Genomic DNA, 23,671 nt, shown 5'->3' with positions numbered 1-23,671 from the left:
CACATTATCTTATTTGGCTCATAATTAATTTATCCATTTGCTTATCGGATAGAATTCTCTTTAAAAACAACAAAAGCAAAGAGGCCATTTGTGAAGTTGTATACCTTGTTTTTGGAGCTTTCGCTTCAATTCCCTTCTTGACAAGTTCAGCTATCACGATTGGTTCTGCTACATCCTTCGACAATCGGGTAAATAAACGATGTGTTTTGGTCGCCAATTCTTTGTAAGCGGTGTGTCCCGATACTTTAAGTAGAATATCCGTGGCCACATTTCCCCATTCCGACCGGGTGGCACCTGGCTCAACCACTATCACGTCGATACCAAATTCCTTTACTTCATTGCGCAGACTATCGCTCAACGCTTCCAAAGCAAATTTGCTTGCGTGATACCAACCACCTAGTGGAAAGGCAATCTTACCGCCAACAGACGAAATATTCACAATCTTACCGTATCTATTTTCCCGCATTTTCGGCAAAACCAGTTGGGCCAAACGCATCGCACCAAATACATTTACTTCCAATTGATAGCGTGCGTCTTGCATCGGAAGATCTTCAATTGCTCCTTCCAGACCGAAACCTGCATTGTTTACCAAAATATCAATGCTTCCTTCTTCTTCGAGAATTTGATTTACGCACGCCACCACGCTTTCGTCTTTTGTTACATCAAGCGCAATCGGTGTGATGCCGTAGCTTGTTAAAGCAAGCATTTGGTCTGTTCTGCGCGCTCCACCATAAACCGTATAGCCATGTTGCGCGAGATAAATGGCAGTCGCCTTGCCAATTCCGGCAGAAGCTCCCGTTACTAAGGCTGTCTTTTTCATGTGTTTAGGAGTTTTGTTATGTAAAATCTACATAGCAAAGGTACCGTCAGGTCTGCCGGCGCTGTTTTGTTGAAAAGTCCAAGTTTGTATGCTGAAAAGGTCAAGTAACCGTTTCGCTACGCTATTGGAGGCTAAAGCGCGGCGGGCCTAGGGTCGCAGGAAGGAGACCAGCGCTATAACGAACCAAAACAAACCGTACCTGAGTGGCTAACTCAGGTCTTGATCAGTGGTAAGCAGCTACGAAGTAAGCATCCGCCTCTGTCGGCGGGCCAGCTAACCAGTGCTAGGGTATAAAGTACGCGTAGAGTAGCCACAGGACGCTCCTACACAGGTACATGGTGGGTAAGCGTCACTCCCGTGAAACGCTAGGTACAGAAAGCTAAAGTATCCCCCCTGTTTAGGGGTATTGCTTTGCTTGCATTGAGGCTAGCAGAAATGAAACCTTTGAAAAGTTCAAGCAAATAGTGCCGCCGTGCAGTAAGATGGCGGACACGGCCCGCTACCTCACCCTCACGTTAGCTTTTTACTTTTCTCTAACAGTTCACCTCATCTCCTTTATGACCATGCTACTATCCGTATTCGCTTACTTAGGTGCTTGCCCCGGCTGAACCACTTGTAGCTACTGATTGGTTTGCTGTCCCTCGCCTTCACTGCCCCGGCCCAAGGGCAGGTGGTTAACCCCAGTCAGCAGCGTAACACCAACGTAGCCCCTAGGTCCACCAATGGGAGCCTAGCCTAGCAGCTCGTATCGACGATGTCCACCAACTCGGAGTAAATAGGCAAACCGAGGCAGCTGAGCCGGTACTAAGAAAGCGGTGAAAATGGCCTAATCGGCGGGCGTCAGCACGAGGTGCCGAGCTACGTTAGCCAGAGTAGCGGCAGCTACTCCGCTTAAAAGAAGCTAGCCTCTCCCCTCTTTTGAGCGCGGCACCAAAGGTCAGCATTCCTACCACGGGAGCAGCGAGAAGATACGAACCAAGTGCGCCATCTGCTCACACCCCAATCGGTGTCGTTTACTATCCAAATTCGGGTGTTCACGGACTTTTGTTGCTGTAAGCTAAAGAGATAACCACTTTTACTTACCCACCACTCTGGCCTCTTCCTCACCCGCTCCCGCCTCCTTTTGTGCCTGCTAGCAGCGAGTGTCAGCTTACCACCTAAGCAAGGCCCGTACGCAGCCAGTAGTTGACCAGTGCCCGCGACGACCTAGGCAGCTCAGTGACCGTCGCTTCTTCGATCCTGCGCCGAGCTAGTCCTATTTCCAGTCTTTCTTTCCTCATCCCAACTTCCTTACCCTATGGACCCATTTGTGGGAGAAATTCGCATCATGCCGTATATGCGTCGCAACCCACTCGGCTGGTTGCCTTGCGATGGTCAGCTACTGCCGCTGCAACAGAATACGGCCCTGTTTGCGCTGCTAGGCACCCGCTATGGCGGCAACGGCTCCACTACTTTTGCCCTACCGAACCTGAATGGCCGCGTTATTATGGGGGTCGACGGCTCCTACCCGCAGGGGTCGGTGATAGGGACCGAGAACGTGCTGCTGACCGAACCCCAGCTGCCGCCACACACGCACCAAATTGGGGGTCCTGTGCCAGTGTCGACCGCTGGCGGCTCAACGGGCTCACCGGCGGGTGCTTACTTTGCTAGCACCCAGGACGAAGCCTATGGCCTAGCCCCCAGCGGCAGCCAGATGGCCCCGATGGCCACCGGCACAACGGGCATCAGTGGCGGCAACGAAACCCACGAAAACCGGATGCCTTACCTAGCCCTAGGCTACTACATTTCCCTACAGGGAGTTTTTCCGCCGCGTCCATAGTCGTTTTTCTCATCCTTATCGCCAGTATTACTATGTCTACTCCTTATCTGGGTGAAGTTCGCGCGGTTGGTTTCGATTTTGCGCCCCGAGGCTGGGCCACATGCAACGGGCAGCAGCTGTCCATTAATGATAACAGCACCCTGTTCCAGCTGTTGGGCACCACCTACGGGGGCGACGGCGTCAACACCTTCAACTTGCCAAACCTGAACGGGACGGTGATCGTCGGGGCGGGGGCGGGCGGTGGGCTCAGCAACTACCCGTTGGGCCAGCGGGGCGGTACGGCCACCGTCACGCTCACCACCAATCAGCTAGCCACACACGGCCATTCTATTTCGGGGTCGTTGGCGGGTAGCACGGGCGGCACCCCTACCGACGACCCAGTGGGCCACCTGCCCGGCCAATTGGCCGGCTCCTACAACCCGTCATCGTCGCCAAGCGCTACCCTGAATGTAGCGGCCCTGACCGGTACTACAACGGTGGCCGGGAGCGGCCAAGCGCACCCTAACCTCCAGCCCTCGCTGGCGCTCAACTACATCATTGCGGTGGATGGTCTATTTCCGCCGCATAACTAACCCCACCCAGCCGCCTTCCTAGCTTTTTATTCTTTTACACTGTCATCTCATGGACGACCCGTATCTCGGCGAAATTCGCCCCATTGCTATCAATTACGAGCCTAAAGGCTGGGCCTTTTGCGCTGGTCAGCTACTATCCATCAACCAGAACGCGGCGCTGTTTACGCTGATAGGCACTACCTATGGCGGCAACGGCACCACCACCTTCGCCCTGCCCGATTTGCGTGGCCGCGTCGTGGTGGGAGCCGGCCAACTTGCTAGTGGCAGCAACTACCTCCAGGGGCAGCTTGGCGGTGCGGAACAGGTGAGCTTGACCAGGGGCCAGCTACCCGCCCACAACCACAACTTCTCGGCCACGCTGCAAACGGCCACAGAAGCTGAACGGCCGACTGCCAGTGCGGGGCTACCAGGGCCAGGCGTAGCGGCGCTCTACACCGATGGCCCAGCCAATGCCCCCATGGGCACCGCCTTGCCGCCTGCCACCAGCAACGCGGGAGGAAGCCTAGGGCACGAAAACCGCCAGCCCTACGTCGCGCTCAACTACGTTATTGCCCTCACCGGTGTTTTCCCCTCGTTCCAGTAGCGCGGGGCTTTTTGTTATCTGCTTCCTGCTAGCCATGCTCCGGCTGGAGCCCGGTGCACGAGTCAGCCTAGCTTTAGCTGGGCGGTGCTGTTTACTATCCTATTTACGTTACGGAGCTATTCTATGCGCGTGGCCGTTATCATTAGCAGCCTACTAGGCTGGCCCCTGCTACAAGACTTGCTAGCGCAGGATGTAGTAGCCAGCGTGGCCGTGCCAGTTACCGGCCGAGAGGGCTCGGAGCAGGTGCGCGAGCTGCTGACGCAGCAGGGGCTAACCGCGCACCCCCTGACGCGGGCGGGGCTGACCACCGAGCTGACTGAATGGATAACCACCACGCAGCCCACGGCGGTGCTGGTGCTCACCTTTCCGTGGCGGGTGCCGGCGGCAGTGCTGGCGTTGCCGCCCCAGGGCTTTCTTAACTTCCACTTTGCAGCCCTGCCGGGCTACCGGGGGCCGGAGCCTACGTTCTGGCAACTGCGCAACGGCGAGCCAGCCGGAGCCGTGACCGTGCACCGCATGGCCGCCGACTTTGATACGGGGCCGGTGCTGGTAGCGCTGCCGGTGCCCATCCGTCCCCACGACACCCACGGGCTGCACCGGGGGCAGCTAGCTTTGGCGGGCGTGCAAGCTGGCCGCCAGTTGCTGGCCGGCTTGCGCGGCACGGCGACCCTGCCAGAACAGCCCCAGGACGAGGCAGTAGCTCGCTACTGGCCCCGCCCTACTTTAGCCGACCTGTGCGTACGCTGGGCTGAACCAGCCGAAGCCATTGCCCGCCTAGCACGGGCCGCTAACCCCTGGAACCGGGGCGCGCTAGCTACCCTGCGCGGACAACTGCTGCGCGTGCTGAGCGCCACCCCCCGCCCCGAAACCGTAGCCGCCCCGCCCGGCACCGTGGTGCTGGCCGCGCCCGGCCAGGCCCTGCTGGTAGCCTGCGGCGACGGGCAGGTGCTGCAACTAGACGTGGTAGCCTTGGACGAAGGCTATTTCAGCGGCGGGCAGCTAGCAGGGCTAGGAGTGCAGCCGGGCGAAGTGCTAGGTACGCCGCCGACCACGCCTTCGGGCTGATGGCAGTTGCTACCGGGAGCTACGCCAACTAGCTGCGCTCTACAACCTAGCTAACAACACCTTACAGTTTTTCAATTACCCACTCCATCCCTACCGCAGACTTCTGCGCAAGCTAGCCTGACCCAATTATACTGCGTCAGGCTGCTTTAATCCGCGGCAACCGCGCGCTACGCACCCCATTCGCCACGCAGCCGTCTAGGTCGGTTGGCAATGCCTTGGCACCTTCCCGACCTAGATTCTCGCTCTTCTTTCTATCCCCATTCTCTTTCGTATGAAGCACTTTTCCTTTTTGAAACCACTCTTGCTGCTGCCGCTTTTGCTGGCGGCCTGGGGGACCCGCGCTCAAACGCTGCTGCAAAAGCAGTCGTTTGAGAACGGTGAAGCGGTAAACTATACCGCCAACGTTCTCCTGCAAGACAACAACGTGAACTGCCCCGGCAACGCGTATTGCACCACCAGCACCGGTACCATTCAGAAGTATAACCAGTACTTTCAGCGGGTAACGGAGCCGGGCACGACCAGTCCGCCCAACACGCTGCCCACCACCCAGGCCTCGGGCATTATGAGTGACGTGTGGCCTAGCAAGCCGTTGGTGGCTGGCTCCGGCATTGGTCTCAACCTCGATGGCGCCTACTTCTGGGCGGCCGAGGGCACCCAGGGCGGCAACAACACCTACCGCGCTCCTGGCTCCGTGCGGCTCAACACCCTGAACGTAGCCGGCCAGGCTAACCTACAAGTGGTGGTGGCGCTGATGGCGCCGCGCTACGATGCGGGCGGCAATAATGGCGCATACCGGACCACCGACACTGTGCAGGTACAGGTGCGTCTGAACGGGGCAGGCGCGTGGCGCACCATTGGGCGCTTTTTTACTGACCTAGCTACGGGGGGCTCTACCGGCAACCTGCGACGCACCATCGGCAACAGCAGCAACCCACAATACATCACGGATGTGATGAGAGACTTCACCTTCGACGTGGGGTCGTCGGCCAACACAATGGATACGCGGGTGGTTGTGTCGACCAGCGGCACCAGCCGCGAAGTAGCTTTCGACAACATCCGGGTCTACGGCACGGCGGCCAGTGGCACGCCGCCGGTAGTGGCCAACATTGAATCAACACCGCTGGCGTACAGCGAGGGCGCACCAGCTACGGCAATTACCAACACCATCACCGTATCGGACAACGACAGCCCTACGCTGAGCAGCGCTAAAGTGGAATTTGCGAGCGGTTTCGACTCGTCGGAAGACCGGCTGATCTTTATTACCCAAGACGGCATTACGGGTTCTTATAACACCGGCACAGGTGTGCTGACGCTGTTGGGCACGGCCCCTCTGGCTACCTACCAAGCGGCGCTCCGCTCGGTGCGGTACCAGAACGTTGATGCCATCAGCGCCTCGGCTGGCAACCGCGTCGTCAGCATCTCAGTAACGGACCCGACCAACCTGACTTCCTCACCCGTTACGCGCACCATTGCGGTGACGACCGCGCTTGATGCGGCCAGCAACTTGCCCTACACCGACGACCTCGAAACCAACGGTGAAGGCACACGCTACGCCTCTAACACCTACGTGGCCGCCAACGGCAGCGCCTGGCTGCGCACCAACGTCAACCCCTACTCGGAACCCGTAACGGCCACGACCTTCAGCAACATCAGCGGCAGCTACTATTGGTACGGCACCGTCACCAACAACAGCCTCAACCCAAGTACCCCGAGGCTAGGTGTGTTCACGACCAAGCAGGTGAACACGAGCGGCTACGTTAATTTGAAGTTTACCGTCCGGCTAGGAGCTACCAACACCGGTGGCGCGGCTGCCGGCAACGCACGAAACGCAACCTGGATAACGAGCGAATACTTTAAGCTGTATTACCGCACGGCAGGCAGCAGCACCTGGACGCCATTTGGCTCGTTCCGGGGCACTTCGACGGGCTCATTAGGGGTTAGCCCCGGCGTGCTACGCCAAGACACAGACCCTAATGCGAGCACCGGCGTACCGACCGGCACGGCCCTCAGCCCCGCAATGACCGATTTTGAGTTTACGTTGCCCAGCAGTCTGAACGGGCAGATCCTAGAATTTCAAATGGTGCTCAACAGCGGCGACATTACCAACGACTTTGCCTTCGATAATATCCGGGTAACGGGCACGCAGGTAGTAGCTCCATCAGTCATGACCGCTACCGCGGCCCTTATCACTAGCACCAGTGCCACGCTGGGCGGCAACGTAACCAGCGACGGTAACACGGCCCTGACCGACCGGGGCGTGGTGTACAGCAGCACTAATACTACGCCCACTATTGCCGATACGAAAATCACCATTGGTGCGGCTCCTTTCGCCACGGGCACTTATAACCAACCCGTTACGAACCTAGCTCCCGGTACCATCTACTACGTGCGGGCCTATGCCACCAACAGCATCGGCACGAGTTATGGCACGGTCGTGAGCTTTTCGACGGCGGCTACCGTGCCGGCCGTCACGACGGATACTCCCGCCAGTATCACAGGGACCAGCGCTGTGTTGGGGGGCAACGTAACAGCCACGGGCGGAGCTAGCATCACCGACCGCGGCGTGGTTTATGTACAGGGCGCGGCCACCCCAACGATCAGCAATACGAAGGTAACGATTGGCACGAACGCAGGTACGGGCTCCTTTTCGCAGGCAATAACGGGCCTGCCCGGCAACACAACCTACACCGTGCGCGCCTACGCTACCAATAGCGCCGGCACGGCCTACGGGGCCAGCCAAACCTTCACCACCCTCAACAACCCGCCCACGGCCAATCCCGACGCGGTGACCGTGAGCGAGGACAGTGGCCCCACGGTGGTCAATGTGCTATTGAATGACACGAGCGCGCCCGACCTCAACGAAACGCTGACCGTAACGACCGTCACCCAGCCCGCTAATGGCACCGCCACCCTGACCAGCGGCATAGTAAGCTTTACCCCGAGCGCCAACTTCACCGGCACGACGACGTTTGACTATACTATTTCAGACGGCAACGGCGGCACGGCCACCGCAACCGTAACCGTGACGGTAACGCCCGTGAACGATGCACCCGTGGTGACGACCACCGCCGGTAGCACCGCCTTTACGCCGGGCGCGGGTGGCGTGGTCATCGACAACGGCCTCACGGTAGCGGACGTGGATAACACCACGCTGAGCTCAGCCACGGTAAGCATCAGCAGCGGCTTCGTGAGTAGCCAGGATGTGCTGAGTGTTACCCCAAGCAATGGTGTAGCTGGCACCTATACCTTCGCCACGGGTATACTAGCGTTGACGGGCACTGCTACGGTGGCCCAGTACCAGGCCATTCTGCGCAGTGCAACCTACAGAAATTCGTCGGCTGCGCCGAATACGGCTACCCGCACGGTGTCGTTTGTGGTGAATGACGGGGCCCTCACTAGTACGGCTGCTACGAAAAACATCACGTTTGCCGCCACCACAACGGTAGTTTCCATCGAGCGAGCCGGCGCTTCCCCGACCAACGCCAGCACGGTTGCTTATACCGTCACCTTTGCTAGCACGGTAACGGGGGTGAGTACAAGCAATTTCCTGGCGAGCAGCACCAACCTGACGGGTACCGCCGTAGCGTCTGTTGCTGGCTCAGGTGCTAGCTATACTGTAACGGTTACGACGGGCATCTTGAGTCCCGGCACCACGGGCAGTGTGCAGCTGCAATTCCAGAATAGCACCGGCATCTCGCCTGTGGTAACCAACCCGGGCCTCACCAGCCTAGCTTACAGCATCGACCGCGACGGACCCACGACGGCTATCAGCAGTACGGCGGGGCCGTCGGGCAGCAGTACGGGTACCGTGCCTATTCCTTTCGCGGTGACGTTTTCAGAAAGCGTAACGGGCTTCACGGCCACCGACATCACGGTAACGAACGGCGCAGTAACCAGCAACGCCGTCAGCGGCAGTGGCACTACGTATACCTTCAGCGTGACGCCCACCGCCAGCGGGCTCGTGACAGTGAACGTGCCCGCCAACGGGGCCCAGGATGCGGCCGGCAATGGCAACGTGGCCGCCGCCCCTTTTAGCATCACCTACGCCCAACCCCTCACGGCAGCTCCGGTGATTACAACCCCAGCCAACAACAGCACGGTTAGCACGCGCACGCCTACCTACCAAGGCACTGCCCCCGCCGGCAGCCTCGTGACGGTGTACGTGGACAATACCAACATCGGTACCACCACGGCCACGGGTGGTAGCTTCAGCCTACTCCAACCCACCGAGCTTAGCGGAGGTCTGCACAGCGTGTACGCCACCGCCCAACTCAGTGGCTTAGTGGTGAGTAACAACAGCGCTACTATTACCTTCACCGTAGACGTAGCACCCACGACAACATCCCTCTATCGCTTGCACGCCGGGGGCGGGGCCTTGAATACGAGCCTGGGTCAATTTGCGGCCGACCAGTACTTCAGCCCCAGCCGCACAGGCGCAAACAGCGGTCCAATTGCCGGCACTACGGACGATGCCTTGTACCAGACCGAGCGGTTTGAGGGCGCCTTCGGCTACAGCTTACGGGTGCCCAACGGCACCTACCAAGTCGTGCTGCACTTCGCTGAGCTCTACTGGACTCAGCCCGGCCAGCGCCTCTTCGACGTACGGGCCGAAAACCAGCTCGTCTTGGACAACTACGACATCCTCAAGAAGGTCGCCCCGTTCACGGCTACTACTGAGACCTTCTCGGTCGTGGTGACCGATGGGGTGCTCAACCTAGACTTGTCGGCCCTGCAGAGCGACGGGGGCCGGGATGCGGCCAAGCTCTCGGCCCTGGAAGTGCTTTCCCGCAGCAGCGGCCCCAATCAACCGCCTGTTCTTGCCAACCAAAGCTTCTCGGTGGTCGAGGGCAGCGCCGCGGGTACGCTGGTGGGCACCGTGGTGGCTTCCGACCCGGATGCCGGGCAACGCCTCACCTACAGCCTGACGGCGGGCAACACGGACGGGGCCTTCACCTTCGTGGGCAATCAGCTGCAAGTGGCCAATGCGGCAGCTGTGCGCTCGGCCACCTCGCCCTTCACCCTCTCGGTGCGCGTCACCGATGACGGGCAGCCCGCGCTGAGTGCCACGGCCACGGTCACCGTGAACGTGACGCCGGGCATGCAGGTGCTCTATCGCCTGCACGCCGGTGGCCCGGCCGTGAACACCAGCCTCGGTTCGTTCACCGCTGATCAGTACTTCTCGCCCAGCCGTACGGGCGCGAACAGCGGGCCGATTGCCGGCACCACGGATGATGCCTTGTATCAGACCGAGCGGTTTGAGGGCGCGTTTGGCTACAGCCTGCGCGTACCCAACGGCACCTACCAAGTGGTGGTGCACTTCGCTGAGCTCTACTGGACTCAGCCCGGCCAGCGTATCTTCGACGTACGGGCCGAGAACCAGCTGGTGCTCGACAACTACGACATTCTAAAGAAAGTGGCTCCGTTCACCGCTACGACTGAGACCTTCTCGGTGGTCGTGACCGATGGGGTACTCAACCTGGACTTGTCGGCTCTCGAGAGCGACGGGGGCCGGGATGCGGCCAAGCTCTCGGCCCTGGAAGTACTCGCGCCGAGCAGCCGTGCTAGCACAAGCCTAGCCAGTAACGCAGTGCTGGCCACCACCGCCTCGAGCCGGCTCGCCGCGCGGCTAGAAGCAGCACCGAACCCCTCCGCCGACCTAGTCCGCGTCAGCTTCCAGCTTCCGAGTGCGGAAGCCTACACGCTGGCGGTGTATGATCTGACGGGGCGCACGCTGAGCCAGCAGGGCGGCCAGCCGGTAGCTGCGGGCGAACGCCAGCAAGTGCGTCTATCGTTGGGGGCCTACCCGGTGGGCGTGTACCTAGTGCGCCTGACCACGGCCTCCGGCACCCAGCAGGTGCGCCTAGTCAAACAATAAACGACGGAGCGCGCTACGGCACCCACCTAGTGTGGTGCCGACCACTACCCGGCCCGGCAAAGGACTTCTCGTCGTTTGCCGGGCCGCGGTGCGTCTGGGCCGTGGCACTCCGCACATCTGGGCAGTGAGGCCACTACCTACTTCGCCTTCCAAAACGATTTGCTGCGTTTGGTGAACACAGCGCTCAACACCATGAGCCTAGAATGGTGGTCACCGAGGCAAGCTGGCCTTGGACGACGGGAGGGTCTGATAATAGGCCGCCAATGCCTTGCGGGAGCGGGTCAGCATTTTGCCCGCAGCTACGAACCAGTTCCAAACCTACCGAACGTAGCAGCGCTGGACACAAAGCAAAATAGTCGACAAGTACCTCAAAATCAGCTTCCGGCTGCAAGGGTCCTCGTTACTAGCGTACTCGCCTGTAATGTTGGCGTAGAGGCCAATGATAACCTGCTCTTCCTCAGAAAATAGGCGTAGCGCGTTTCGTACTCAAAGTACCCATACCCCCGCATAAGGCTGTGCAACTCGTGGCCCTGCGAAAAGTATTCGTGCACTACTATCGTAAAGCTGGGTGCCTCAAACTGCAACTAGCGGCTTCGACCACCCGCCGGGGCTTAGATCGTGGAGGCGGGATAATAGCTCATGACCGGGGAAGTAGACAGTATCATCCCCGCTGTTGGTTTAGACCAGCGCCTTTTCGCGGGCAAGTTGCTTGTACTTCTCCACAGCCGCGTCTTTGTCCGTCTGAAGTTCTGCCATTAAGCTAGGGTCCACAATAGCAGGGCAATGCTTAGCTCCCCACAGCACAAGCTCGACAATAATCGGGACGATATCTACGCCTTTTTCCGTCAGGCGGTAGGTGAACTTCGATTTCTTATCAGCGGCCACGGCTTTGGTTAAGAGGCCTTGTGCCTCTAAGACGGCTAGGCGGTCGGCCAGAATGTTGGTCGCTATTTTCTCTTCCGATTGCAGAAACTGCCCATAGGTCGTCTTACCGGCGAACACCATGTCTCGCAGAATCAGCAGGGTCCACTTGTCCCCGAGTACGTCGAGCGACGTGCTTACGGGGCAGGTCGAACGCTGTTTGAACTCTTTCATACCAATAATTTATTTTTACTTGCTTTTTGCAAGTTATTTATTTTACATTTGCACTTGCAATTCGCAAGCAAATATACAGATGTTTTGATCCTGCCACTATAGGGAGCCTGTCTGACTTAGGTTTTCTCCTTTTTGTTCAACACCCCACTTAACAGCCCCATGCCAGCAACCGCCCCTTCAATCCCGACAGCAGTTTCAGAAACAGTTCCGTACCCTGCGCCGGCCACGAGCTACTGTTAACGCTAGATAAGTGATTCACCGCCATCGAGCCGATTGCCCTCGCCTAGGTAGGAAAGGCGGCTAGGCGTTCTACCGGCCGCGGAGACGCAGTATCGGCCGCGCCTAGTAGATGTCCCGCGAGCCCCAAAAGCCATACTAGGTAGAGACCTCTTCAATGCTGAGATACTCCAGCGCTTGCAACACAAGTACTTACTGCCTTTTACGGCTTACCCAACCCCCTTCTTTTAGGCGGTGAGCCCCATTTTGTTCTTCTCACCACATTACTTTTTGCCGACCACACAGGAGTGGTCTTTATTTCTCTCTAACCATGATTTTAGTAACTGGAGCCACCGGTGGCTTGGGCCACGAAACCATCGACTGCTTGCTCACGACTACACCTGCCACAGAAATCGCCGCTCTGGTGCGCGACGTCAACAAAGCCACGGACCTCGCAGAGCGGGGCGTCGACGTGCGGCAAGCCGACTACTTTGACCACCCCGCGCTGGTACAGGCCTTCCGGGGCGTCGATAAGGTGCTGCTAGTTTCCGCCGTGGCCTTTACCGACCGAGTGCACCAGCACCGCAACGTTATCGATGCAGCGAAGGAAGCTGGGGTAAAGCACCTGTTCTACACCAGCATCCAGCGCAGCACCGATTTTATAATGCAAGAGGTTACGGAAAGCGACCTGGCCACGGAAGCCTATCTCAAAGCGTCCGGGCTGGTCTACACTATCCTCCGAAACGGCTACTACTTCGAAGGCTTAAGGTACCTAATTGGGAGTGAGGTGCCGGAGGCAGAGGTACGCTTCCCGGCGGGAGAAGGCAAAATAGCCTTCGTTAAGCGGACCGAACTGGCTGCCGCCACGGCGACCCTGCTGACCAGTGAAGGCCATGACAACCAAGAGTATACTCTGACCGGGAGCGAAGCCTATTCGTTTCACGACATCGCTCAGGAATTGTCCGAGTTAGCGGGTCGGCCCATCACCTACCACAGCAGCGAGCTAGCCCCCTACATCGCGCAGACAGTAGCCGCTGGCTTCCCCGAACCCGTCGCCAACTTCTTCGCCCAGTGGGGTGCTGCCGCCCAGCACGGCATGCTGGCCGGCACGGATGATACCGTGGAGCGGCTGCTAGGTCGCAAGCCCACTTCGCTGCGGGAGTACTTGAAAACGACGTATTTCTCGGGTAGCTAACTGCTCGTTGTGGCGGCCGCTATCTGGGCTTGCCAGCCAACCGAGTCAGCCCAGTAAATTATCTCGGAATGCCCGTGCTTGCTTCCAGCCGCGCCCTATCCGCCTTTTTCTGCTTGCTGGCCCGCACGTTCAGTATTCCTTCAAACCTACTACTATGTCTCCTATAACCATTGGCTTTATCGGACTGGGCCGCGTCGGCAAGGCGCTGGCCGAGAAGAGTATGCGAGCGGGCAACCGCGTCCTTCTTAGCAATAGTCGAGGGCCCGCCTCGCTGACCAGCTACGTGGCCGAGCTAGGCCCGTTGGCTTCGGCGGGCACCGTCGCCGAGGCGGCCCAGGCCGAGGTAGTGTTCCTGTCCGTGCGCTGGGCCGACATCAGCCAGGCCCTACAAGGCCTTCCCAACTGGGAAGGCCGCATCGTGGTCGACACGACTAACCCTATCCTGGCTGATGGCACCTTCGTGGACCTAGGCGAGCGGACGTCGAGCGAGTTGGTGGCGGCTCAGCTGCTGGGCGCCCGGGTGGTCAAGGCCTTCAACAGCTTGTTTGCCGCCTGGATGGAAGATGAACCCGTGCAGCCAGCGGGGAAGCGGGTCGTGTTCGTGAGCGGCGATGAGGCAGAAGCGAAAAACACGGCTAAGGAACTGATTGCTGCTATGGGCTTTGCCCCCATCGACCTAGGTGGGCTAGTGGAGGGCGGCCGGCTTCAACAAGCCGGCAAGCCCCTAGCCGCTCTCAACTTACTACTCACTAATTAACTACCTAGCCATGAATGCGCTTACGTATCAGCACGCCCACGAACTAGCTGAGTTCGACCTTCACCTACAAGAGGTGCCGCTGCCCACGCTACGAGATTCCGATTTGCTGATTCGCGTCCAAGCCTTTGCCGTAAACCCCGGTGATACGGTTATCCGCCGGTTTCAGTCGGCGGCTCCGGGCCAGGCAGTGATACTAGGTTGGGAGTTCGCTGGCATCGTCGAGCAGGTAGGCCCGCACACCACGGGGTTTCAACCGGGCGATGCGGTATATGGCGCCGGCGACTTGTCACGAGACGGCAACTACGCCGACTACGTGGCGGTCGATTATCGGGTGGTAGCCCGCAAACCCGCTAACCTATCGTTCCCAGAAGCTGCCGCCCTGCCCATGAGCTTCCAGACGGCCTGGGGCGCCTTACTACGCAACGACAATCAGTTGCCCGCGGGCGTAGGCACCGTCCTGGTGCTGGGCGGAGCCGGCGGCATTGGGTCCATCGCTATCCAGCTGCTGAAAACCCACACCAACGCGATGGTCATTGCTACGGCTTCGCGCCCGGCCTCCAAACAGTGGGTAGCGGCCATGGGCGCCGATATGGTGCTAGACCACAGCCAGGACCTCGCCGCGCAATTGGCGCAGCACGGAATCGAGCGGGTAGATATGGTATTGGCAACCCGCTCCTCTGCCAGCCATTTGGCCGTCATTCCGCAGTTGCTAAAGGCCTACGGACACCTCTCCTTGCTGGATGTTCACCAAAGCTTGGATGTCAGCGGTTTGACACACCATTCTATTTCCGTGCATCTAGAAAATGTATTTACCCGAGTAATCACCAACCAGCACCCTGAGCAGCAAGGTCTAATCTTGCGTGAACTCACGAAGCTGGTAGAAGCGGGCAAGGTTACCTCTACCCTGCAGAAAACCTTGTCCGGCTTAACCAGCGAGAACATCCGCACAGCCCATGAAGTCCTGGAAAAAGGCGAAATGATTGGGAAACTCGTGCTGGATCTAGGGAGTGCCCGCTAACTAGCTACCAGCTCACCAAGTCAACAGCGCACAGAGAGGTTATTACCCGTTGCGCAGCCAGCAGAAGGTTGAAGCTACATGATACAAAGGCTCAGCAGTTGCATAAGCAGGTCTAGGGTAAGAGCATTACTAACTAACCGGCTAGGGTAACTAGCGCTGTTTCCTAAGTATATCTTTCAGAAAACCTACCCTATTCTTGAACTAGAAGAGGCGTCGCACGGATTTCTACTTTACCTAGTAAAGCATTGAATGCTAAGACGCTACCTAGCCATTCGCGCAACAGGCTATTGGGCATAGAAATGCAAACGGATGCGTTTCCTACACCAAGTGACGAAACGCAAGGATACTACCACAAAGTACCCAGTAGCCGCTTCAGGGTTTATGCGACTGTCATCGGCACAATCTGGCTCAGCGCACTGGCGTGGTCTACCAGGATGGCCTCACCATTGGGCAGCTGGGTGTGGCCTTCCAGAAGGTCAACTGTGGCTTGGGCTAGGTCTTCGGGCGTAACCAGTTGCTTGCTTGGGTTGATGGCCGCTGCGTAGCCGGCTTTGGCAGTTGCGTCGCTGTCGGTCTGGCGGTCGGCCATGGGGGTGTCAGTCATCCAGGGGCAGACAGCGTACACGCGCAGGTGCTGGTCGGCGTAGCCTGCCGCCGCGGCCCGCGTGAGGCTGAGCACGGCCGCCTTGCTAGCCCCGTAGATGGCAGCCTGCGGAATGGGGTTGGTGGTACCGACAAAAGAGCCGATGTTAATAATTACTCCGTTTTGCTGACGCACCATCACCGGCGCGGCGTGCTTGATGGCGAGGAACACACCTTTCACATTAACGGACAGTACGCTATCAATTAGGGCGGCTTCGGTACCTTCGAACCCACCCATGCCACCTTCCACGCCCGCATTATTGATGAGGTAGTCTAGGCGGCCGTAGCGGTCCACGGCAGTGGCTACCAACCGCTGCACGTCGCTTTCTTGGCTGACGTCGGCAGGCACAAACAAGGTGTTGCCGCCCAGTTCTGCAGCAGCGGCTTCGCCACGCTGCTGGTCGCGGCCGGCAATGAGGACGGCAGTACCGTTGGCGACTAGGGCCTGAGCAATGGCCCGGCCAATGCCTGTGGCGCCGCCCGTAACAATGGCTACTTTCTGTGGGGAGGTTGACATGAGATAGTTGATTATGAAAACTTAGTTGAGGCGAAAGGCTTTGCGGTAATCCAGCGGGGAGAGGCTGGTTTTGGCTTTGAACAGGCGGGTGAAAGACTGTGGGTGGTTGAAGCCCAGCAAAAAAGCAATTTCACTCACGCTCAACTCGCTGGTCGTTAGCACCGTTTTTGCCTTTTCCAGCAAATGCTGATGAATGTGCTGCTGCGCGTTCTGGCCCGTTAGGCTCTTGAGCATGCTGCTCAAATAGTTGGGCGACATGGCCAGCTGCTCGGCTAGGTACTGCACCGTGGGCGGGCCAGCTTCGGTTAGCTGCTCGCTGCCGAGGTAAGCTGTCAGCAGGGTTTCTAGCTTTTCCAGCAACGTATGGTGCACCACTTGACGCGTCAGAAACTGCCGGTTGTAAAACCGCTGGCAGTAATCCAGTAGCAGCTGGATGTGCGAGAGAATGATGGTGTGGCTCAAGGAGTCGATGCCGGCGCGGTACTCCTGCTGCAGCGTCTGAATAAGGAAGTCCACAACGGCTTCTTCTTTCTCCGAGAGGTGCAGCGCTTCGTTGACGGCGTAGGAGAAAAAGTCGTACTCCTTCATCTTCTTGGCCAGGGGCGAGCTGGCGATGAAGTCCGGGTGCACGACCAGCCACCACCCCGTCAGGTGCAAGCCATCCACGATGTCGGTGGTCACCACTTGGCCGGGGGCGAAAAAGGTCATTATTCCTTCGTCGAAATCATAGGAGTTCTGCCCATACTGCATTTTCCCTTGGAAATTCTTCTTCAGGGCAATGCAGTAAAAGTTGTAGACCACGCTCCGCAGCTTCTCATCGGAAAAGCAGGTGATTTCGGCGAAGTCGATGACGCTCACCAGGGGGTGCTCAGGCTTGCCGATTTCCAGCAGCCGGTGCAGCTCAGAGATAGAATGAATGGTGTACGGCTTCGTCATGGATCCTTCAAGGTTGCTCCAAGCCATAAGGATAGGCTACATAGCGGCTGCTTATCCCTCTGTGGTGGAGTGATGCAAAGGTCTGATAACAAATAGCGGCTGGGTTAACCAAAACCGCGTTTGTTGTAACCAAAACCACTACCTGCTAGTGATTTCGGCAGCGGCTGACTAAGAATGACGCCCAATTGCCAGGCTCTTCAATGAAAGCCGGTATGCTTGCGGATGCGGCTGAGGGTTTCGCGGGAGAGGCCTAGGTAAGAGGCAATCATGTGCAGCGGGATGCGCTGGTAGAAATCGGGGAAGGCCTTTACAAACTCCTCGTAGCGCTCTTCCGCGCTGTGGCTGATGGCCGTGTAGAGCCGGTTGACCTGAGCATCCAAGTAGTGACCGGCTAATTGATTTTCTAGGGCGTTGAAGGTCGGAGCTTCCTTTTTCAGCCGCTCGAAGTTTTCCCTTGACCACAACAGCACCTGAGTGTCTTCCAGCGCATCGATAGCCCCTTTGGCCGGCAGCCCAGTGCGGAAGCTTTCGGCGTCGGTAATCCACCAGATCTCAACCGCAAAGCGCATGATGTGTTCCTGTGCTTGCTCATCGGTGCGGTAGAGGCGCAAGCAGCCGCTCACGACAAAGGCCATGTCCCGGCATACGTCACCTTGCCGCAATAAATATTCTCGGCGCTTGAGCTTTTCACTACCGCCCCCGCCTCTATCTGCTCCAACTCATCGTCGGTAAAAGCGGCTTTGGAAGTCAGGTACTTTCGGAACCGTTCAATCATGGCTTCGCACGTCGTTTAACGCAGCAGGCTACGCGGGCCATGTAGCTGCGTTGGATGAAAAAAGGGCTACGCAAATAAGCTAATTCCGCATTTGACTTAGTAAACCATCAGGGCCGGGCTTTGGCCGCAGGGCTGGATGAGAATACCGCGGGGCTTGTCTAAATATCTAAAGTCTTCGATTACCCGCAGGTACGGGCAGCTGTTGCGGGCGAGTGCACTAGCAACCTAGCTATTTGAGCTAGCTCATATGCTGTATGGTCGCGCGACCTACGGCCTTTGGCAATCCTTGCTAGGCCTGCAGAGCCGGAAGATTTAGTGACAAATGTCCTCGTTTTGCCCCCGGCACTCCCCCCAATTTTGCCTTATCAAACGGCCCTACCTATGAAATCGGCAGTGGCGTTTGCCTTCTCAACTAAACTGAAAGAATGAGCAAGCTCAAGAACAAGGTCGCGGTAGTTACCGGGGCCTCCAAAGGCATCGGCGCGGCCATTGCCACCTTTTTTGCCGCCGAAGGGGCTAGCGTGGTGGTGAATTATGCCGCCAGCAAGGACGGGGCTGATGAAGTAGTCCAGGCCATTAGGGCTTCTGGCGGCACGGCTATTTCGGTACAGGCCGATGTATCGAACGAAGCCGATGTGCGCCGACTATTTGCCGAAACCCAGGCGGCGTTCGGCACCTTGGATATCCTGGTCAACAATGCCGGCATTTATGACTATGCTCCCATTGAAGCGGTGTCAGCTGAGTCCTTTCGGCGGCAGTTCGATATCAACGTGTGGGGCACGGTACTCGCCATTCAGGAATCGTTGAAACTCTTTGGCGCGGCCGGTGGCAACATCATCAATATCAGCTCCGAAGCTGGCAGAAACCCTCTCCCTACTGGCTCCATCTATTCGGCCTCCAAAGCCGCCTTGGATGCCCTCACGACATCGTTGTCGAAGGAGTTCAGCGGCCGCAACATCCGCGGCAATTCGATTCTGCCCGGCATTGTGGACACGGAAGGGTCCCGCAGTGGAGGCTTTATCGGCAGCGAGGCAGAAACCCGCTTAGTGGCAACCACTCCCCTTGGTCGGACGGGTCAGCCCGCCGATATCGCCAAAGCAGCCGTCTTCCTGGCGTCGGAAGATGCCGCCTGGATTACGGGGGAGAAAATATCGGTATCCGGCGGCATCTATGGTTTGTAAAATAGTTCAACCCAACAATACGGACGCTAAGCTTCAAGCTCCATGGAACAGAACAATAATAACGGTGTCCTGCAAAAGCCGCTAGGTTCGGGATTTACTGCGACCTCTACGGCTAGTGAGGTTATCCAGGGAATAAGTCTGGCCGGCAAGGTGGCCATCGTCACGGGCGGGTACACAGGCATTGGCTTAGAGACCACCAAAACATTAGCTGCCGCTGGGGCCACCGTCGTGGTGCCCGCCCGGAGCTTGGAGAAAGCTAGGGAGAATTTGGCGGGCGTGGCCAACGTGGAACTAGCAGAACTGGATTTAATGAATCCAGATTCTATAGACGCCTTTGCAGCCACGTTTTTGGCTTCGAGCCGGCCGCTGCATTTGCTCATTCACAATGCAGGCATCATGTTCGTGCCCCTGCGTCGAAACAGCCGGGGCATCGAGTCGCAACTAGCTACGAATTACCTAGCTCCTTTTCAGCTAACGGCCCGCTTGTGGGAGGCGTTGAAAAGAGCACATGGCGCCCGAGTCGTCAACGTATCCTCTCTCGGGCATCAGTTTGCATCGTTCGATTTTGAAGACCCCAATTTTGAACACCGGAACTACGAAACCTTGGCTGCATATGGTCAATCCAAAACGGCACTGAACCTGTTTTCGTTGGAATTAGATAACCGGGCGAAAAACGCTGGTGTACGGGCGTATGCGGTACACCCTGGCAATATTTGGGGCACCGAGTTGGTTCGGGAAGCGCCAATGGAAATGCAGCAGCAGTTTGGCTTTTATGACGCCCAAGGCAAGGTAGTGCCAGAAGTAATTGCTTCGCTCAAAACCATTCCTCAAGGAGCTGCGACTACGATTTGGTGCGCGACAAGTCCGTTGCTAAACCACATCGGAGGCGTGTACTGTGAGGATGGGGATGTTGCCGCCTTAGCGCTTGGAGAAGGAATGTCAGCCGGAGTAAAGCCCTATTCGTTGGATGCTGCCGCCGCCAAACGATTGTGGCCCTTAACCGAAGAGCTGACCAGTGTTGCCTTCGAGTTGGTAGAGTAATTTGCTGAATAGGATAACGACCCCACCGTCTTTTCTGAAGCCCCGTCGTTTAAGAGAGTGGGCCCACTCTCTTAAACGACGGGCTTTTTCGCGTCTCTTTTCTACGCAAGTAGCATCCAGTGGTCTGTTTAGCGTCGTCAAGTAGGCAATGCCCGAACTGTTTGACCAGAATGGCCGCTACTTGCACCCTATGAAAGGCCGTTGGCAGGGGTCTGACAATTCATAGGACTTCGTCTCACCTATCGACGGCTTCACGCTGGGCCAACTGCCTACGCTAGAATGCGCCATTGGCCACGTTCAGACAATGGTACCTAGCTAGATGGCGTCCAGCCCCGGCAAGCCGAGCAGACCAGCGGCGCGCTGCGCCACGGTTTTGACACTAGCCGCATCCGGACCGGTGATGGTCAGATGGCCCATCTTGCGGCCGATGCGCGCGTCCGACTTGCCGTACAGGTGCAGGTGCGTTCCCGGCAGGCTCAGCACGGAGTACCAGTCTGGCTCCTGCGGTTGATCGTCGGCGTCAAACCACACGTCACCTAGCAGGTTGAGCATGATGGCCGGGGAATGCTGGCGTGGCTGCGGCAAGGGCAAGCCTGCCATAGTATGAACCTGGAGGTCAAACTGCGACGCGTCGCAGGCGTCTAGGGTGTAATGACCACTATTGTGTGGGCGCGGGGCCATTTCATTCACCACCAGACCACCGTGCTCACTGCCGTCGTCTACCACAAAAAACTCTACGCATAGTACTCCGACATATCCTAGGTGCTGCGCAATAGAAATGGCCGCTTCGCGAGCTTTATCGGCTAGGGCGGGCGGCATGTTTCCTTCGTAGGCGTGGGTCACGGCCAAAATGCCATCGACGTGCACGTTGCGCTGCGGGGCGAAGCTGACGACTTGCCCGTCCCAGCCACGTGCCACCAGCACCGAACACTCGGCGGTGAGCGGCAGCATCTTTTCCAACACGCAGGCCACGCCACCCAACTCCTTCCAGGCAACAGCTAGCTCATCGGCGGTCCTGACGCGAACCTGGCCCTTACCGTCGTAGCCCATGCGCGCGGTTTTCAGGATACCGGGCAGTAAATCCGCTTGGTCGCTCTGCACGGCCTGTAATTGGGCCGGCGTTTCAATCACCGCATAAGGCGCGCAAGTCACCCCCGACACGTCGGCGCAGGCCGTGAAGTGAGCTTTTTCCTCGATGCGGTTTTGGGCAATGCCCACCACGGCCGCGCCCGGCGCTACGGGTCGGGTCTGCGCCAGCGTTTGCAGGGCTTGGGCCGGCACGTTTTCAAACTCGGTGGTAATGGCCTGACACAGCTGAGCCAGTTCAGCCAGCCCGGCCGGGTCGTCGTAGCCAGTCTGGATGTGGTGGTGACTTACCAGTCCGGCCGGGCTTTGCGCGTCGGGCTCCAGCACGGCGGTGAAGTATCCCAGGCGCTGAGCGGCATGCACAAACATCCGACCCAGCTGCCCGCCCCCCAGCACACCTAGGGTGGCCCGCTGGCCCGCAGCGTCCACACTGCCAGGAAAAATTGGGGTCAGGGCTGCAACGTGGTTATCGGCACTCATACGGGCAAGGTCATGGCGCGGGCGGCCTCGGTTTGTGCGGCGCGAAACGCCTGTAGCTTAGTGGCTAGGTCCGGGTCGTGCAGGGCCAGCAGGCTGACGGCGAATAGCGCCGCATTGGCAGCCCCGGCGGTACCAATAGCAAACGTGGCCACGGGTATCCCTTTGGGCATTTGCACGATGCTGTGCAGCGAATCCACTCCTTGTAAATGACGGCTGGCTACTGGCACCCCTAGCACGGGCACTGTGGTTTTGGCAGCTAGCATGCCTGGCAGGTGGGCGGCACCACCCGCGCCGGCAATGATAGCCTGCAAGCCACGCGGACCGGCTTGTTCGGCGTAGGCAAACAAATCGTCGGGCATGCGGTGGGCCGATACCACGCGCGCTTCGTGGGCCACGCCAAACTGCGTGAGAATTTGCACGGCATGCTGCATGGTGTCCCAGTCGCTGCTGGAGCCCATAACAACGCCAATTAAGGGCTTGCTTGGGGCGGCGCTAGGGGTATCGGATGTGGGAAAGGTACTCATGGGAAACAAATTGAAAATGAACGTCATGCTGTGCTAGTTGAAGCATCTCTACTGCGCAAGCAACTAATTACTATGGCGGTAGAGATGCTTCGACCAGCGCAGCATGACAGACGACTATTATCTAGGTAAGCTCTGCTACTCTCGCTCCAGCAAGATTTCGGTACCTAGAATCACCATATCCACCCGGCCTTTCAACGTCTGGTCGATGAATGGGGTGTTCTGGGATTTAGACTTCATGAAGTCTCGCGTGAAGGTCGTTTCCGCTTCGGTATCGAACAAAACGCACTCGGCTTGCTGGCCGACTTCTATGGCGGCTACTGGCAGGCCCATCAGGCGGCGAGGCTCGGCTGAATAGCGCTTCACCACTAGGTCCCACCCGAATTTTTGGGGCTCGACGAAGTAGTGGTAGAGCGACACCAGGGCCGTATCCAAGCCGGTGATGCCGTTGGGCGCGCTGATGAAATCCTGGGCTTTTTCGAACGGCGTGTGTGGCGCGTGGTCGGTGGCAATCAGGTCGAAGACGCCTTCGATGAGCCCTTCAAGCAGTGCATCGCAATCGTCTTGCGTGCGCAACGGCGGGTTCATCTTGTAGTTCGTGTCATAGTCGCCGATGTGCTCGTCGGTGAACAGCAGGTGGTGCGGGGCCACTTCGGCCGTCACCTTCACATCGCCGCGAGATTTCCACCAGCGGATGGTCTCCATACCTAGCTTGCTGGACACGTGCTGGATGTGCACGTGCGCACCCGCCGCCCGGGCCAAACGGATGTCGCGGTCAATGATGATTTCTTCCGCGCAGGATGGTGACCCCTTGATACCAAGCCGATAACTCATCACGCCCTCGTTGAGGGCGCGCGGCCCGGCTAGCTCCGGCACCTCGCAGTGGCTGGCGAAAAACATCCCAAACTCGGTGGCGTACTGCATGGCCCGCAGCAGCACCGCCGGGTCGCTGGTGGTGTCGCCGTCGTCGGTGAGCATGGTCACGCCGAGGCGGTGCATCCCCTCGATTTCCGCTAGCTCCTTGCCCTCGCGGTTCTTGGTGACGCAGCCGGAGGTGTATACCGGAATGCGCGACCGATGTTTGGCATTTTCCAGCACTGTAGCTACCACTGCCGCCGAGTCGATGGCCGGGCGAGTATTCGGCATCATCACCACGCCGGTAATGCCGCCATTGATGGCCGCTTCGCTACCCGTCGTAATGGTTTCCTTATTTTCAAACCCAGGGGCGCGGAAATGGACGTGCGCATCAAACATGCCCGGCATAAGCACACGGCCACGCGCGTCGATAACGCGGGCCTCTTTGGGAACAGCTAGGTTGCTGCCGATTTCCTGAATTTTTCCTTCGACAATCAGGACATCGCCCTCGAGCAGCACAGGTGAATTTTCGGAGGCAATGCGGGCGTTTTGAAGGAGAAGCATGGGGTGGTAATTGCTGTGACCCGGCAAGGGGTTATGAAGAGGTAAAAGTAAAGAGTCG

19 protein-coding genes are annotated in these 23,671 nt (G+C 58.2%); 10 read left to right on the top strand and 9 right to left on the bottom strand.

The window, feature by feature from the left end; translation table 11 throughout:
- Window positions 1-4 precede the first annotated feature (4 nt).
- A complete protein-coding gene (locus tag SD425_RS10480) occupies window positions 5-820 on the bottom strand; it encodes an oxidoreductase (RefSeq protein WP_324678215.1) in 816 nt (271 codons plus the stop codon).
- A 1,297-nt stretch (window positions 821-2,117) separates the two neighbouring features.
- On the opposite strand from SD425_RS10480, the gene SD425_RS10475 reads away from it, so the two are divergent.
- From SD425_RS10475 to SD425_RS10455, 5 genes are all read left to right on the top strand, one after another.
- A complete protein-coding gene (locus SD425_RS10475; RefSeq protein ID WP_324678213.1) occupies window positions 2,118-2,639 on the top strand; it encodes a phage tail protein in 522 nt (173 codons plus the stop codon).
- A gap of 32 nt (window positions 2,640-2,671) precedes the next feature.
- Complete coding sequence (locus tag SD425_RS10470; RefSeq protein WP_324678211.1) at window positions 2,672-3,211, top strand: phage tail protein; 540 nt, start codon at window positions 2,672-2,674, stop codon at window positions 3,209-3,211.
- 49 nt (window positions 3,212-3,260) lie between these two features.
- Window positions 3,261-3,794 carry a phage tail protein gene (locus SD425_RS10465; RefSeq protein ID WP_324678209.1) on the top strand — a complete coding sequence of 178 codons (534 nt, stop codon included), beginning with the start codon at window positions 3,261-3,263 and terminating at the stop codon, window positions 3,792-3,794.
- 123 nt (window positions 3,795-3,917) lie between these two features.
- Window positions 3,918-4,859: a methionyl-tRNA formyltransferase gene (locus SD425_RS10460; RefSeq protein WP_324678207.1), complete on the top strand. Its 942-nt coding sequence runs from the start codon at window positions 3,918-3,920 to the stop codon at window positions 4,857-4,859.
- A 289-nt stretch (window positions 4,860-5,148) separates the two neighbouring features.
- Entirely contained in the window at window positions 5,149-10,734 is a 5,586-nt protein-coding gene (locus tag SD425_RS10455; RefSeq protein WP_324678205.1) for a malectin domain-containing carbohydrate-binding protein, read from the top strand.
- 678 nt (window positions 10,735-11,412) lie between these two features.
- Here SD425_RS10455 and SD425_RS10450 read toward each other — a convergent pair.
- Window positions 11,413-11,829 (bottom strand): helix-turn-helix domain-containing protein, encoded by a 417-nt coding sequence (locus SD425_RS10450; protein WP_324678203.1) that lies wholly within the window; start codon window positions 11,827-11,829, stop codon window positions 11,413-11,415.
- 547 nt (window positions 11,830-12,376) lie between these two features.
- On the opposite strand from SD425_RS10450, the gene SD425_RS10445 reads away from it, so the two are divergent.
- The 3 genes from SD425_RS10445 (at window position 12,377) to SD425_RS10435 (ending at window position 15,015) form a co-directional block, all read left to right on the top strand.
- Window positions 12,377-13,240, top strand: coding sequence for an SDR family oxidoreductase (locus SD425_RS10445; RefSeq protein ID WP_324678201.1), 864 nt, complete (start codon window positions 12,377-12,379; stop codon window positions 13,238-13,240).
- 154 nt (window positions 13,241-13,394) lie between these two features.
- Window positions 13,395-13,997: an NADPH-dependent F420 reductase gene (locus SD425_RS10440; protein ID WP_324678199.1), complete on the top strand. Its 603-nt coding sequence runs from the start codon at window positions 13,395-13,397 to the stop codon at window positions 13,995-13,997.
- Window positions 13,998-14,007: 10 nt separating this feature from the next.
- Window positions 14,008-15,015 carry a zinc-binding alcohol dehydrogenase family protein gene (locus SD425_RS10435; protein WP_324678197.1) on the top strand — a complete coding sequence of 336 codons (1,008 nt, stop codon included), beginning with the start codon at window positions 14,008-14,010 and terminating at the stop codon, window positions 15,013-15,015.
- Window positions 15,016-15,394: 379 nt separating this feature from the next.
- Here SD425_RS10435 and SD425_RS10430 read toward each other — a convergent pair whose 3' ends face one another.
- The 4 genes from SD425_RS10430 to SD425_RS10415 all read right to left on the bottom strand — a co-directional run bounded on the left by SD425_RS10430 (window position 15,395) and on the right by SD425_RS10415 (window position 17,885).
- Window positions 15,395-16,174 carry an SDR family oxidoreductase gene (locus tag SD425_RS10430; RefSeq protein ID WP_324678195.1) on the bottom strand — a complete coding sequence of 260 codons (780 nt, stop codon included), beginning with the start codon at window positions 16,172-16,174 and terminating at the stop codon, window positions 15,395-15,397.
- 21 nt (window positions 16,175-16,195) lie between these two features.
- Window positions 16,196-17,110, bottom strand: a complete 915-nt coding sequence (locus tag SD425_RS10425) for a helix-turn-helix transcriptional regulator (RefSeq protein ID WP_324678193.1) — start codon at window positions 17,108-17,110, stop codon at window positions 16,196-16,198.
- Between the two features lie 197 nt (window positions 17,111-17,307).
- Window positions 17,308-17,745, bottom strand: coding sequence for a Crp/Fnr family transcriptional regulator (locus SD425_RS10420; protein WP_324678191.1), 438 nt, complete (start codon window positions 17,743-17,745; stop codon window positions 17,308-17,310).
- The gene (locus tag SD425_RS10415) at window positions 17,730-17,885 is read right to left on the bottom strand and encodes a hypothetical protein (protein WP_324678190.1); all 156 of its coding nucleotides are present in this window, start codon (window positions 17,883-17,885) and stop codon (window positions 17,730-17,732) included. Before SD425_RS10415 ends, SD425_RS10420 begins: the two co-directional genes overlap by 16 nt.
- A gap of 425 nt (window positions 17,886-18,310) precedes the next feature.
- Between SD425_RS10415 and SD425_RS10410 the strand changes: the two genes are divergently transcribed.
- Both SD425_RS10410 and SD425_RS10405 read left to right on the top strand, forming a co-directional pair.
- Entirely contained in the window at window positions 18,311-19,066 is a 756-nt protein-coding gene (locus SD425_RS10410) for a glucose 1-dehydrogenase (protein WP_324678188.1), read from the top strand.
- Between the two features lie 42 nt (window positions 19,067-19,108).
- Window positions 19,109-20,107, top strand: a complete 999-nt coding sequence (locus SD425_RS10405) for an SDR family NAD(P)-dependent oxidoreductase (RefSeq protein WP_324678186.1) — start codon at window positions 19,109-19,111, stop codon at window positions 20,105-20,107.
- A 315-nt stretch (window positions 20,108-20,422) separates the two neighbouring features.
- Here SD425_RS10405 and SD425_RS10400 read toward each other — a convergent pair whose 3' ends face one another.
- The 3 genes from SD425_RS10400 to SD425_RS10390 all read right to left on the bottom strand — a co-directional run bounded on the left by SD425_RS10400 (window position 20,423) and on the right by SD425_RS10390 (window position 23,613).
- Window positions 20,423-21,673, bottom strand: coding sequence for a 5-(carboxyamino)imidazole ribonucleotide synthase (locus SD425_RS10400; protein ID WP_324678184.1), 1,251 nt, complete (start codon window positions 21,671-21,673; stop codon window positions 20,423-20,425).
- Window positions 21,670-22,197, bottom strand: a complete 528-nt coding sequence (gene purE, locus SD425_RS10395; protein WP_324678182.1) for a 5-(carboxyamino)imidazole ribonucleotide mutase — start codon at window positions 22,195-22,197, stop codon at window positions 21,670-21,672. The genes SD425_RS10400 and purE overlap by 4 nt, the downstream gene beginning before the upstream one ends.
- A 135-nt stretch (window positions 22,198-22,332) precedes the next feature.
- Window positions 22,333-23,613: a dihydroorotase gene (locus SD425_RS10390; RefSeq protein WP_324678180.1), complete on the bottom strand. Its 1,281-nt coding sequence runs from the start codon at window positions 23,611-23,613 to the stop codon at window positions 22,333-22,335.
- Between the last annotated feature and the right edge of the window lie 58 nt (window positions 23,614-23,671).

The organism is Hymenobacter sp. GOD-10R, from assembly GCF_035609205.1.
Taxonomy (GTDB): Bacteria; Bacteroidota; Bacteroidia; order Cytophagales; family Hymenobacteraceae; genus Hymenobacter.
This window is presented reverse-complemented; position numbering and strand designations above follow the sequence as displayed.